The 12315-nt window shown below is 74.4% G+C and carries 12 protein-coding genes; 3 read left to right on the top strand and 9 right to left on the bottom strand.

Annotation, left to right across the window (positions count from 1 at the left end):
• Window positions 1-11: 11 nt before the first annotated feature.
• The 6 genes from EJG53_RS07000 to EJG53_RS43830 all read right to left on the bottom strand — a co-directional run bounded on the left by EJG53_RS07000 (window position 12) and on the right by EJG53_RS43830 (window position 6064).
• Window positions 12-1202 (bottom strand): LLM class flavin-dependent oxidoreductase, encoded by a 1191-nt coding sequence (locus tag EJG53_RS07000; protein ID WP_244955023.1) that lies wholly within the window; start codon window positions 1200-1202, stop codon window positions 12-14.
• A 41-nt stretch (window positions 1203-1243) separates the two neighbouring features.
• Window positions 1244-2521, bottom strand: coding sequence for an SfnB family sulfur acquisition oxidoreductase (locus EJG53_RS07005; protein WP_244955024.1), 1278 nt, complete (start codon window positions 2519-2521; stop codon window positions 1244-1246).
• Window positions 2522-2542: 21 nt separating this feature from the next.
• The gene (gene ssuE, locus EJG53_RS07010) at window positions 2543-3097 is read right to left on the bottom strand and encodes an NADPH-dependent FMN reductase (RefSeq protein WP_125044110.1); all 555 of its coding nucleotides are present in this window, start codon (window positions 3095-3097) and stop codon (window positions 2543-2545) included.
• A 67-nt stretch (window positions 3098-3164) separates the two neighbouring features.
• A complete protein-coding gene (locus EJG53_RS07015) occupies window positions 3165-4382 on the bottom strand; it encodes an acyl-CoA dehydrogenase family protein (protein WP_125044111.1) in 1218 nt (405 codons plus the stop codon).
• Between the two features lie 47 nt (window positions 4383-4429).
• Window positions 4430-5563, bottom strand: a complete 1134-nt coding sequence (gene sfnG / locus EJG53_RS07020; RefSeq protein ID WP_125044112.1) for a dimethylsulfone monooxygenase SfnG — start codon at window positions 5561-5563, stop codon at window positions 4430-4432.
• A 306-nt stretch (window positions 5564-5869) separates the two neighbouring features.
• Complete coding sequence (locus tag EJG53_RS43830) at window positions 5870-6064, bottom strand: putative leader peptide (RefSeq protein WP_359130615.1); 195 nt, start codon at window positions 6062-6064, stop codon at window positions 5870-5872.
• Window positions 6065-6150: 86 nt separating this feature from the next.
• Between EJG53_RS43830 and EJG53_RS07025 the strand changes: the two genes are divergently transcribed.
• The 3 genes from EJG53_RS07025 to EJG53_RS07035 all read left to right on the top strand — a co-directional run bounded on the left by EJG53_RS07025 (window position 6151) and on the right by EJG53_RS07035 (window position 8639).
• A complete protein-coding gene (locus tag EJG53_RS07025; protein ID WP_125049217.1) occupies window positions 6151-7095 on the top strand; it encodes a LysR family transcriptional regulator in 945 nt (314 codons plus the stop codon).
• A 108-nt stretch (window positions 7096-7203) separates the two neighbouring features.
• Window positions 7204-8022, top strand: coding sequence for an MBL fold metallo-hydrolase (locus tag EJG53_RS07030; RefSeq protein ID WP_125044113.1), 819 nt, complete (start codon window positions 7204-7206; stop codon window positions 8020-8022).
• Window positions 8019-8639, top strand: a complete 621-nt coding sequence (locus EJG53_RS07035; RefSeq protein WP_125044114.1) for a DedA family protein — start codon at window positions 8019-8021, stop codon at window positions 8637-8639. Before EJG53_RS07030 ends, EJG53_RS07035 begins: the two co-directional genes overlap by 4 nt.
• 39 nt (window positions 8640-8678) lie before the next feature.
• Here the strand turns inward: EJG53_RS07035 and EJG53_RS07040 are convergent, their stop codons facing one another.
• The 3 genes from EJG53_RS07040 to EJG53_RS07050 form a co-directional block, all read right to left on the bottom strand.
• Complete coding sequence (locus EJG53_RS07040; RefSeq protein WP_125044115.1) at window positions 8679-9770, bottom strand: MBL fold metallo-hydrolase; 1092 nt, start codon at window positions 9768-9770, stop codon at window positions 8679-8681.
• A gap of 150 nt (window positions 9771-9920) precedes the next feature.
• The gene (locus EJG53_RS07045; RefSeq protein WP_125044116.1) at window positions 9921-11135 is read right to left on the bottom strand and encodes an aminotransferase class I/II-fold pyridoxal phosphate-dependent enzyme; all 1215 of its coding nucleotides are present in this window, start codon (window positions 11133-11135) and stop codon (window positions 9921-9923) included.
• 248 nt (window positions 11136-11383) lie between these two features.
• Window positions 11384-12202: an ANTAR domain-containing response regulator gene (locus EJG53_RS07050; protein ID WP_125044117.1), complete on the bottom strand. Its 819-nt coding sequence runs from the start codon at window positions 12200-12202 to the stop codon at window positions 11384-11386.
• Between the last annotated feature and the right edge of the window lie 113 nt (window positions 12203-12315).

Raw genomic sequence — 12315 nt, forward strand, 5'->3', positions numbered from 1 at the left:
GGGCAGCCGCCTCAGGCTCTCCCGGCGAACGGAACCTGCACGTCCGGCACGTCGGGCACGTCCGGCCCGCCTGACGCCGTGGAGGTCGCCGCCGCGCCACCCGCCCCCGGACGGCTCCACAGCCCCGCCTCCGCCAGGCGCGGCAGCACCCCTTCCCCGAACCAGTACGCCTCCTCGACGTGCGGATGCCCGGACAGCACGAACTCCTCGATGCCGAGCCGGTGGTACTCGCTGATCCGCTCCGCCACCTCGGCATGGCTCCCCACCAGGGCGGTGCCCGCGCCGCCGCGTACCAGCCCGATGCCCGCCCAGAGGTTGGGCGCGACCTCCAGCCCGTCCGTACTGCCGCCGTGCAGGGCCAGCATCCGCCGCTGCCCCTCGGACTCGCTGCGGGCCAGCCCCTCCTGCACGGCGCTGATCGCCTCCGGCGAGAAGCCGTCCAGCAGGCGGCGCGCCTCGGCCCACGCCTGGTCCGCGGTGTCCCGTGTGATCACGTGCAGCCGGATGCCGAAGCGCACCGTACGCCCGGCGTCGGCGGCCAGCTTCCGTATCCAGGTGATCTTCTCCGCCACCTGCTCGGGCGGCTCGCCCCAGGTCAGGTACACGTCGCTGAACCGGGCGGCCACCTCCCCGGCAGCCGCCGAGGACCCGCCGAAGTAGACCGGCGGTACGGGGTCGGGGACGCGGGCCAGCCGCGCCTGCTCGACCCGCAGGTGCTCCCCGGCGAAGTCGACGGTCCGCCCCTGCCACAGGTCCCGCACGATGCTCAGGAATTCGCCGGTCCGGGCGTAGCGCGCGTCCTTGTCGAGGAAGTCGCCGTACGCGCGCTGCTCGTGGCTCTCGCCGCCGGTGACGACGTTGAGCAGCAGCCGGCCCGGCGCGTACCGCTGGAAGGTGGCCGCCATCTGGGCGGCCAGGGTGGGCGCGACGACGCCCGGCCGGAAGGCGACCAGGAACTTCAGGCGCTCGGTCTCCCGGGCCAGCATCGCCGTGGTCAGCCAGGCGTCCTCGCACCAGGCTCCGGTGGGAGTGAGCGCGCCCTCGAAGCCCAGTTGTTCGGCGGCGCGGGCGATCTGGGTGAGGTAGCCGAGGGTGGCGGCGCGCTGCCCGCCCGCGGCGCCGACGGGCACGCCGTGTCCGCCGCCGACGACGTGCCGGCTGTCGCCGTAGGTCGGCAGGAACCAGTGGAAGGTGAGGGTCACGAGGTCTCCGGAAGCAGAGGAGGAACAGCGGAACAGGGGTGTCAGAGAAGGCCGTGCCGGGGCGGCCGGGTGCCGTTGAGGGCGTACCGGCCGAGGTGCTGCACCTTCCAGCGCGCCGGGTCGTGCAGCGTGTGGGTCCGCGCGTCGCGCCAGTGCCGGTGCAGGTTGAGCCCGTCCAGGGCGGCCCGGGTGCCGGCCACCTCGAAGAGCGCGCTGCCGGTCTCCACCGCCGTCTCCCCCGCGTACGCCTTCGCCGCGGCGACCGCGACCGACGCCTCGGCGGCGGTGTCGTCGGTGAGGCGGGCGGTGGCGGTGTCCACGGCGCGGGCGGCGGTCTCCAGGAGGGCGTGCGCGGCCCGGACCCGCAGTTCCAGTTCGCCGAAGCGCTGGACGAGCAGCGGGTCCTCGGCGGCCGTGTCGAAGCCGCTCTCGAACCACGGCCGGCTCTGCGTGCGGACGAACTCCGCCGCCTCGGTCAGCGCTCCGCGGGCGATGCCGGTGTCGATGGCAGCGTGCAGCAACTGGGCGACCGCGCCGTGCAGTTGCGGACCCTCGAAGGTGAGGTGGTGCGGCACGACACGGTCGGCCGGTACGGCGACGTCCGCCAGCCGGACCGTGCCGCTGGCGGTGGTGCGCTGCCCCATGCCGTCCCAGTCGTCGACGACGGTGACGCCAGGCGCGTCGCGCGGTACGTACGCGACGTGCAGTTTGTCCCCGGCGCCGCGGGCCAGTACCGGAATCCAGTCGGCGAACAGGGCGCCCGTGGAGTAGTGCTTGGCCCCGGTCAGTACGTAACCGTCCCCGGTGGGTTCCAGGCGGGTGCGGATGTCCTGGACGTGCCGGGTGCCCGCTTCGGACTGCGCGTTGCCGAAGCGGCGTCCGGCCAGCACCTCACGGAAGAAGAACTCCCGCTGCCGGGAACTCCCCTGCGCACGCAGCACGTTGATGTACACGAAGTGGCTCTGCGGGATCTGTGCGAGGCTCGGGTCGGCTGTGGCGAGCAGCCGGACGACCTCGGCCAGGGTCGCGGCCGACACCTCGGCGCCGCCGTGGGCGCGCGGCACGGTGATGCCGAGGAGGCCGCTGGCCGACAGCCGGTCGAGTTCGCCGCGCGGCAGCCGTCGCCGGGCGTCGCGTTCCGCCGCGCCGGGGCGGAACGCGACGGCGAGTCCGGCCGCGACGGAGAGCGCTTCGGCGTCGTCGGCGATGACGTGCGCCGCGCCGGACGGGGGCGTGGCGGGTGCGGTGGAGTGAGTGGACGCGATGGAGTCGGTGGGGGCGGTGGGGCCAGTGGATTCGGTGGGTGCGGTGGTGGCCATGTGTGTCCTCCCGGGGCCGGTTCAGCTCGCGGCGGCGAGCAGCGGTGCGCGGCCGAGGGCGCCGGAGAACTGGTCGAGGACCTGGTGGAGGGCTTCGGCTGTGCCGTTCTCGATACCGAGCGTGCCGTCCTCCCGTACGTCGAGGTGGCGGTCCAGGACGAACCAGCCCTGGACGATGTGCGCGGCGCCCATCGAGGAGAGCACCGGCCGCAGCGCGTAGTCGATGGCCAGGACATGGGCGGTGCTGCCGCCGGTGGCCAGCGGCAGCACGGTCTTGCCCGCCAACGCGTACTGGGGCAGCAGGTCGAGCAGCGACTTGAGGAGCCCGGAGTAGGCGGCCTTGTAGACGGGCGTGCCGATGACCACCCCGTCGGCCTGCGCGAACAGCCGGGTGGCGGTGACGATGTCCGGGTGCTGGAAGTCGGCGCCGAGCAGCGCTTCGGCGGACAGCGTACGGACGTCGAGCTCGACGACGCGGTGGCCTTCGGCGGTGAGCCTGGTGTCCAGGTGACGCAGCAGGCGGGCGGTACGGGAGGTGGCGGAGGGGCTTCCGGAGACGGACAGGACGGTGGGCATGGCGGTCACCTCGGGCGGAACGGTCAGCGGAGCAGGGGGGTCGGTCAGGAGGAGCGGGTGAGGCCGGTCAGGAGTACCAGGTGGGCGTGGGCAGTTCGCCGGTGAGGACGTAGCGGCCGACCTCGCGGCGCTTGTAGGCCACGGGGTCGTGCAGGGTGTGCGTCCGCACGTTGCGCCAGAAGCGGTCCAGCCCTTCGGCGGTGGCGGTGGACCGGGCCCCGGTGGCCTCGAAGATGCGGTTGGTGACCTCCAGGGCCACGTCGGTGGCGTGCGCCTTGGCCGCGGCGACCCGCACCTCGAACTCGCCGCGGTCCCGCTCGGTGACCGCGTCGGGGTCGTCGTGCAGTCGCTGTCCCTCCTCGGCCACCCGGTCGGCGAACGCCTGGGCCGCCCAGAGGCGGGTGGTCAGGCCGCCGTACACGTCGATGATGTACGGCTCGTCGACGGCCCGGTCGTAGCCGCCGTGCAGCCAGGGCCGGGTGGTGTCGCGGGTGTAGCCCACGGCGGTCTCCAGGGCGCCCGCGGCGATGCCCAGGTAGAGGTTGACGAACACCAGTTGAATGGTGGGGACGTTGAGGGTGTTGTAGACGCGCGGCCGGAAGGTCTTGTCGACATAGCCCGCCGCGCTCTCCCAGCCGACCCGGACGTTGTCGAGGGTGACCCCGCCGCTCTCGGTGAGCCGCTGGCCGATGTTGTCCCAGTCGTCGTGGAAGGTCAGGCCCTCGCTGTCCGAGGGCACGATGGCGAAGACATGATCGTCGGTGCCCTCCAGGACGCCTTCGAGCACGGTGACGTCGGAGACCTTGCTTCCGGTGGAGAAGGACTTGCGGCCGCTGAAGGCCAGCGTGTCGCCCTCGTCCCGGACGACCACGTCGGCGTCGCGCGGGTTGACCGCGCCGCCGAAGAACCACCGGCCGCGGGCCGCCTCCGCCTCGACGTGCTCCCACTGCTCGCGGGTGCCGACCAGCCGCGCCGCCCAGTTCCACAGATAGTGGTAGCCGAGCAGTTGGGCGATCGAGCCGTCCGCCTTGGCGACCTCGCGTACGACCTGGTAGGCAGCGGTCCAGTCCTGTCCGCCGCCGCCGTGTGCGACCGGGCCGAGCAGGGTGACCAGCCCCGCGTCCTTCAGGAGCCGCACCTCGGCGTAGGGGGTGACGCCCGCGCGGTCGCGGGCGGCGGCGTCGGTGGCGAGGATCGCGGCGACCTCGGCGGCGCGGTCGGTCCATTCGCGGGCTTCGGCGGGGGCGGGCCGCGACTGCCAGGCGGTGGGGGTTACGGCGCTCATGGGTCTCTCCTTGATGCGTCGATGGCGGGGTGATGTGTACGGGCCGGTCAGGTGAGGGCAGCCGCGGAGTGCCGTGGCGTGTCGGGAAGTTGGGCCTCCCGTTCGCGTACGAGCGGCAGTACGCGCTCGCCGAAGTACTCGACCTCCTCCTGGTAGTGCAGGAAGCCGAGGAGGAAGAGGTCCACGCCGAGCCGCTTGTACGCGACGATGCGCTCGGCGATCTGTTCCGGGGTGCCGATCAGCCCCGTACGGAACCCGTCGTTGTACTGGACGAGGTCCTCGAACGACGAGTCCTGCCACATGCCCTTGCCGTCCGCCGTGGACCGGCCCGCCTGGGTGACGGCGGACGCGAAGCCGTGCACGGCCTCGGTGTCCGCGTGGGCGACGATCTCCCGCAGCACCTCGCGGGCCTCCGCCTCGGTGTCACGGGCGATCAGGAAGCCGTTCAGCCCGAAGCGGGGCGCGGGCCGCCCGGCGGCGGCCGCCGCGGCGCGGACGTCGGTGAGCTGTTCGGTGACGCCGGCGAAGTCCTTGCCGTTGCTGAAGTACCAGTCCGAGACGCGTCCGGCCATGGCGCGGGCCGCGGTGGAGTTGCCGCCCTGGAAGATCTCCGGGTGCGGGCGCTGCGGGGTGTTCAGCGGCTTGGGCTTGAGCGAGAAGTCGCGGATGCGGTAGAAGTCGCCGGCCAGCCGGGCGCGGTCCTCGGTCCAGATGCTGCGCAGCGCGGTGATGAACTCCTCGGCCCGGCGGTAGCGTTCGTCGTGCTCCAGCCAGGGCTCGCCGAGCGCGGTGAACTCGCCCTTGAACCAGCCGCTGACGACGTTGACCGCGAACCGGCCGCCGGAGAGCTGGTCCGCCGTGGCGCCCAGCTTGGCCAGCACGCCGGGGTGCCAGAGGCCGGGGTGGACGGCGGCGATGACCTTCAGGCGCTCGGTGGCGAGCAGCAGGGCGAGGCTGAAGGCGGTGGACTCGTGCTGGTACTCGGCGCCGTAACTGGCCATGTAGCGGACCTGGGTCAGGGCGTAGTCGAAGCCGTTCCGCTCGGCGAGGACGGCGAGTTCGCGGTTGTAGTCGTAGCCCCAGTCGGTGCGCTGTTCGACGGTGCTGGTGACCAGGCCGCCGCTGACGTTGGGCACCCAGTAGGCGAAGCGGAGCGGCTCGGAGGAGGGTGGTGCGGACATGGGGGGACTCCCGGCAGGTCTGGAAGAGCGTGCGGGGCGGCGCGCGGACACGGGTGCGCGGTCGGCCCTGGAGAACAGAAGGGGGAATTCGGCAATGCGCGATGCGGCGGCGACCCGCGATCATTTCCACTGCCCCACCGGCCCCGGAATCCCGGAAATCGGGTAGCGGGTCACACAACCGGTCACCCGGAGAGGCACCAGAAGGGGAAATGCAGCGCGAAGTGCGCGGAATTCCGAATACGGATCACCTAACGGATCAACCGGCCCGCCCGGCATCTGCCGGGAAACCGGCCCGCCGGCGCGTCGCTACCGGCCGGAGCGCCGACACAGGGCGCTGGAGACGCGTACGAGGTCCACATGACGCCGTTGAGTGAGCTGTCCCGGCTTTTTCATCAACACGTCACCTCCCCGCAACAATTCGGCGGTACGGCCGCGGCCGGCCGTTCGTTCCCGCCCTGTCCCGGAGTTTACCCAGGCGGCCGCCGCAGGTCGACAAGGCATCCGCGAGGTGGTGATAGGGTCCCCCTTCCACCACCCCGTCACCCGGTGAATTCGCCGGTTCCCCTTATCGGTTGGAGGCGGCTCACGTGCGGATGGAACAGTTGGAATACCTGGCGGCGGTCACCCGGCTGGGCTCGCTGCGCCGCGCGGCGGAGGAACTGCACCTGTCGCAGCCCGCGCTGAGCGAGACGGTCCGCAACCTGGAACGGGAGCTGGGGGTGGAGCTGCTGGAGCGCAAGCGGTCCGGGGCGAAGATCAGTGACGAGGGACGGGAGTTGCTGCCGCACATCACCGGGGTGCTGGACGCGGTCGACCGGCTGCGGCGGGCGGCCGACGACCAGCACCAGGTCAGCCGGATGGTGCGGCTGGGCACGGTCAACGCGGCCACCGTGCCGCTGCTCGTGCCGGCCGTCCGCGAGTTCCGCGCCGCCCACCCGCTGACGCAGGTGGAGGTGGTCGCGGCGCAGCAGGACGGCATCCAGCAGGGCCTCACGGAGGGCGGGTTCGACCTCGGCCTGGTCAACTACCTGCGGGGCGACGACCTGCCGCCCGACCTGCACACCACCGAGCTGCTGCGCGGCCGTCCGGTCGTCTGCGTGCGCCCGGACAGCCCGCTGGCCGCGCTGGAGGCGGTCACCGTCGCCGATCTGCTGGCCGAGCCACTGATCGTGATGCGGTCCGGGTACGTCATGCACCGTTACGTCCACCGGCTGCTCAGGGGCCGTACGCCGTCCTTCTCGTACTCGACCGACGGCGCGGAGATGGGCAAGCTGATGGTGGCCGAGGGGCTCGGCGCCACCGTGCTGCCCGACTACAGCGTGCTCGGCGACCCGCTGGAGCGCAGCGGCGCGATCACCTGCCGTCCGCTGGCGGACGACGCCACCGAGGTCCGCATGGTGATCCAGCGCCGCCGGGCGGGCTCGGTGCCCCGGGCGGCGCGGGACCTGCACGCCATCTTCGTCCGGCGGGCCGGGGAGCGGTCGGCGGGCGGGCCGGCGGCCGGGCCTGCGGGCGGTCACGGCCCGGCCTGACCGGCGCCGGAACGGAATGAGGCAGGATCGGAGGGTGGGGCGTGCGGCGGACGGCGACCGTGCGCCCGCGCGCGGCACGCCGTTTCCGTTTCCGGTCGGGAGGTCATCGTGGCGGTGGAGGTCACCTGGTGGGGACACGCCACCGTCACGGTCGCCGATTCGGGTGTACGGGTACTGACCGACCCGCTGTTCACGCGACGGCTGGCGCATCTGCGGCGCCGCCGGGGCGAGCTGCCGCCGCCGGCCGCGGCCCGCGCCGACGCCGTCCTCGTCTCCCACCTGCACGCCGACCACCTCCACCCCGCCTCCCTCGCCCGCCTCGCGCCGGGCACCCGGGTGGTGGTGCCGCGCGGCGCCGTCGCCGCCGTACCGGGGCTGCGGCGGGTGGCGGCGGCGCGGGGGCTGCCGGTCACCGAGCTGCGGCCCGGCGAGACGGTCACGGTCCGCGCCGCCCACCCGAACGGGGACGGGCCGGGGTCCGGTGAGGTGACCGTCCGCGCGGTGCACGCGGCGCACGACGGGCGGCGGCTGCCGTACGGCCCGCACCGGGTGCCGGCGCTCGGCTACGTGGTGCACGGCGCGGCGGCGACGTACTTCGCGGGCGACACCGGGCTCTTCGACACCATGGCCGAGGAGGTCGGTGCCGTCGACGTGGCGCTGCTGCCGGTGGGCGGCTGGGGACCGTTCCTCGGGCACGGCCATCTGGATGCGCGGCGGGCGGCCGAGGCGGCGGCCCGGCTGGCGCCGGTCAGCGCGGTGCCGGTGCACTACGGCACGTACTGGCCGATCGGCCTGGACGCGGTGCGCCCGCACGAGTTCCACTCCCCCGGTGACGAGTTCGCCCGGCAGGCCGGGCTGCTGGCGCCCCGGGTGGCGGTGCACCGGCTCGCGCACGGCGAGTCCGTACGGCTGGCGGCGGTGCGGTGATCGGCGGGCTGGCGGGCAGCGTACCGCCGGAGTCGACCCAGCAGGTGGTGGGCTATCCGTCGCTGTTCCTGCTGGTGGTGCTGGGGTCGCTGGTGCCGGTGGTGCCGACCGGCGCGGTGGTCAGCTCCGCCGCCGTGGTCGCCTTCCACCAGCGGTCGCCGTGGGCCCTGCTGATCGTCTTCGGGCTGTCCGCGCTCGCCGCCTTCCTCGGCGACCTGGGGCTGTACTGGCTCGGGCAGCGCGGCGTACGGTCCCGCAACGGCTCGCGCTGGCTGGAGCGGCTGCGCGACCGCGCGGCACCGGAACGGCTGGCGCAGGCACAGACCAAGCTGCGCGAGCACGGGGTCCTGGTGCTCGTCCTGTCCCGGCTGGTGCCCGCCGGGCGGATCCCGGTGATGCTGGCGTGCCTGCTGTCCCGGACGCCGCTGCGCCGCTTCGCCCGCGGCGACCTGCCGGCCTGCCTGGCCTGGGCGGCGACGTACCAGCTCATCGGCCTGCTGGGCGGCTCCCTGTTCGGCGAGCCGTGGCAGGGCGTGGCGGCGGCGGTCGGTCTGACGCTGGTGATCAGCGGGGCGCCCGCGGTGTGGCGGCGGCTGCGACACGGGAAGGGCGGCTGAGCGGGCGCACGCGCCACCGGCCTGGCCCGGACCACCCGACTACCCGGCCGCCTGCCCCTCCCCCTCTCCCTCCCCGGCCCCGGCCTCCAGAACCCGCGACCCGCCCACCGCCAGATCCCACAGATCCGCACGCGCACGCCCCGCGGCCTCCCAGGCAGCCCGTACACGGTGCAGCGGCTCCAAGGGCGCCTCGGCGGACAGCAGGAACGTCGACCAGTGCATCGGGGCCATCGCGCGGGCGCCCACGTCCTGGCAGGCGCGGACCGCCTCCTCGGGGTCGGTGTGCACCGGGCGCAGCATCCAGCGCGGGTCGTACGCGCCGATCGGCAGCAGCGCCAGGTCGATGCCCGGGTACCGGCCGCCGATCTCCTCGAACCAGTGGCCGTACCCGGTGTCCCCGGCGAAGTACACCCGCCGCCCGTCCGGCGCGGTCAGCACCCAGCCGCCCCACAGCGAGCGGCAGGTGTCGGTCAGGGTGCGCTTGCTCCAGTGGTGGGCTGGGACGAAGTCGAAGCGGACCGGGCCGGCGGGGCCCGGCAGTTCGACCGCCTCCCACCAGTCCATGTCGGTGACGTGGGTGAAGCGGCGCCGGCGGGCCCAGCGGGCGAGTCCGGCGGGTACCAGGAGCGGGGTGTGCGGCGGCAGCCGTTTGAGGGTGGGGGCGTCGAGGTGGTCGTAGTGGTTGTGGCTGATGACGACGGCGTCGATGGGCGGCAAATCCTGCCAGCGGACGCCGACGGGGGTGACGCGGGGCGGGGTGCCGAGGATCTTGCGGGACCACACGGGGTCGGTCAGCACCGTCAGGCCGCCGATGCGCAGCACCCAACTGGCGTGGCCCGCCCAGGTGACGGCGATGTCCAGGGGACCGGGCTCCGGCAGCGGGCCGGGCTCGAAGGGCAGCTCGGGGATGTCCAGGAGGGCCTGCGCGGACGGCCGCAGCTTGCCCTCGCGGGCGATGCGGGCCAGGGCGCGGACGCCGGGCAGCGGGGCGGTGAGCCGGTCGGTGAAGTCGCGGGGCCAGGTGCGGACCTCGCCCGTCGGGCGGACCGGTGCGGGCGCGGCGCCGGCCGGGTGCGGGCCGGCGGGCGGCGGGAGAGGCTCGGTGAGGGAACGTTCGGTCTGTTCGGTCATCGAGGGGCTCCATTCGGAGGGCATGACCGGCCGGGCTGCCGGTCGGGACGGCCACCGGGGTACGGGCGGAGGCCGGGGACGAAGGCCGGAGGGGAGGAGTGCCGAAGGGGCGAGGGCCGGAGAGGGCGCGCGGGCGGCGGCATGACCGGGCTACGAGGAGCCGGTGTCCACGAGCGCGGCAAGGGTGGCGGACAGCGCGCTCAGCGCCTCGGTCACATGGGGAAGGCTCAGGGGGTCGGGGGCTTCGAGGGCCCGTCGCCGGTGACCGGCGTCAGGACCCAGCAGCGCTTCGGTGCTCAGCCGTACGCGCAGCGCGCGCGGGTCGTCGCCGAAGCGGTGCCCGCCGCGCGCCGCCCAGCGCGTGAGCACGCCTTCCAGTTGGGCCGGTCCGGTGATGCCCCGGATGGCCAGTCGCGGGCGCAGCGGGTCGAAATCGGCGTACAGGTGACTGCCCGCGTGCGGCGGACGGCAGACGGCGCCCGCTTCCGTGAGGGTGCGGTGCAGCGCTCCGGCGAGCGTGCCGTGCACCCGGGCAGCGGCGGCGGTGCGGGCCCGTACGGGCTCCGGTTCGGTGAGCGCGTGGGTGACGGCGGCGGCGACCGGCCCGGCCATCGGGGTGCGCAGCGTTTCCAGCCGTTCCAGGGTCGCGGCGCGCAGTTCGGCGCCGCGTCCGGTGTCCGGGAAGCGGGCCAGTGCGGCGGGCCAGGAGGCCGGTACCAGGGTGGCGCGCAGGTCGGCCAGGACGACGACGTCCTCCGGCAGCATCTCCGCCGGGCTCAGCAGGACCGTGTCGTGGGGGTCGTGCAGCAGGTCGCGGCCGGTCTCGTCGCTGACGACCCACAGTCCGTCCGCCGCTGCCGCCTCGCACACCTCGTGCACCAGCTCGGGCGGCGGGCAGGTGCCGCTGGGGTCGTCGGCCGCGGAGACGAGCAGGACCCGTGGCCCCGCACCGGTCAGCCGGGCCCGGCGGACGGCTTCCAGCAGCGCGAACGCGTCCGGTACGCCACCGGATTCGGCCGGTACGGGCACGCGGTGCACCGCCCGGCCGAGCAGCCCGGCGGGCGGCGCGTACCACTGGGCGCAGGGCCGCGGCAGCAGTACGTCGCCGCCCGCGGCCGCGAGCAGCGCGAGGAGCAGGGCGGGCGCGCCCGGTGCGGCGAGCACCCGTTCCGGCGCGGTCTCCAGGCCGCGGCGCGCCCAGTAGTCGCAGGCGGCGGCGCGCAGGGGCCGGGAGCCGCCGGGCGGCTCGGGTTCCGTGCGGTCCGCGGCGGCGGCGAGGTGCGCGGCGAGTTCCGGGAGGACCGGCAGCCCCGCCGGCGGATCCGGCTCCGGGGCCGGCTCCGGATCCAGGGCCGTCCGCTGCATCCGTACCTCCACACTCCACGGCAGGTCGATCGTGGGCCCATCACATGAGTGCGGGCCCCGACCACCTTTGCAGATCGCGGGGGCCGGGAGGCGGGGCGACACGTCACCGGTCGGGCGAGTGCGGGCGTCCGGGCGCGTGGCACCGGTCCGCCCGGGATGTCCGGGCGCGGCGGGTGCCGGGCGCGCGGCACCGGTTCCGTCCGGGGTGTCGGGGCGCGGGCCCTGGCAGGGATCGGTGCCGACCGCCGCTACGGCGTGCGGCCGGCGTCCGGCGCGTCGGTGCCGGCGGCGTCCGCGCGCTTGCCCCGGGCGGCCGCGCGGTGCGGGCGCCGGCCCTTCTCGCCGAGGCACCGCAGTTCGGCCTCCAGCCCGTGCCCCCGGGTACGGACCAGGGCGCCGGCGAGGTCGGACAGTTTGCGGTTGGTGCGCTGGGACAGCCGGCGCAGCGTGTCGAAGGCCGTGTCCGCGTCGCACCCCAGCACGTACATGAGGATGCCGCATGCCTGGTCGACCACCGGCCGGGTGCGCAGGGCGGTGTCGAGCTGGTCCACCTCGACCAGCACCTCACGGTAGCGGCGTTCGCGCGCCAGTCCGGTCGCGGCCAGCTCACCCAGCACGTCCGTCGCCGTACAGCCCTTCTCGACCTTCAGGCCCGGCCGGAAGCCGTAGACGGTGAGGGTGAGGGCGATGCCGTCCCGGCGGTACGGGAGGGTGGCGCTGGAGCGTACTCCGGCCTCCAGCGCCTTGGCGCGGTACTCGGGCCAGCGGCTCTCGTGCAGCAGGTCGTCGGTGCCGGTGGCCCGGCCGGTGTCCAGCGCCGCGGGGATGGGCCCCTCACCGGACTCCCACTGCACGCTGACCAGCGCGGACAGGTCGGGGTGGGTGACCGCGGCCGGGCCTGCGGCGGAGCCGTCGGCGGCGCTGACCGTCGCGGCGGCGCCGCAACTGTCCGGGGTGCACCAGGCGGCCTGTTCGGCGAGGTGGGCGAGGCTGCGGGCGGAGGACCCCTCGGCGAGGTCGGGTGTCCCGGTCTCGAAGCGGGTACGGGTCGGCGTTGTCGCGTCCACTGTGTGGTCAGTCCCTTCGGGTCCGTAGACGGGACGTCATGGACCCCGTAACGGTTCGGCTGCCCGGTGCGGGCGGGCAAAAACGCCTGTTTCCCGTCGAGTTCGGGTGCCCG

Origin of the sequence: Streptomyces chrestomyceticus JCM 4735 (assembly GCF_003865135.1) — a bacterium.
GTDB lineage: Bacteria > Actinomycetota > Actinomycetes > Streptomycetales > Streptomycetaceae > Streptomyces > Streptomyces chrestomyceticus.

Bases quoted from the DNA above. Each gene is read 5' to 3' on its own strand.
- sfnG (WP_125044112.1), bottom strand. From the start codon at position 5,563: ATGTCCGCACCACCCTCCTCCGAGCCGCTCCGCTTCGCCTACTGGGTG.
- EJG53_RS07015 (WP_125044111.1), bottom strand. From the start codon at position 4,382: ATGAGCGCCGTAACCCCCACCGCCTGGCAGTCGCGGCCCGCCCCCGCC.
- EJG53_RS07040 (WP_125044115.1), bottom strand. From the start codon at position 9,770: ATGACCGAACAGACCGAACGTTCCCTCACCGAGCCTCTCCCGCCGCCC.
- ssuE (WP_125044110.1), bottom strand. From the start codon at position 3,097: ATGCCCACCGTCCTGTCCGTCTCCGGAAGCCCCTCCGCCACCTCCCGT.
- EJG53_RS43830 (WP_359130615.1), bottom strand. From the start codon at position 6,064: ATGCCTTGTCGACCTGCGGCGGCCGCCTGGGTAAACTCCGGGACAGGG.
- EJG53_RS07005 (WP_244955024.1), bottom strand. From the start codon at position 2,521: ATGGCCACCACCGCACCCACCGAATCCACTGGCCCCACCGCCCCCACC.
- EJG53_RS07045 (WP_125044116.1), bottom strand. From the start codon at position 11,135: ATGCAGCGGACGGCCCTGGATCCGGAGCCGGCCCCGGAGCCGGATCCG.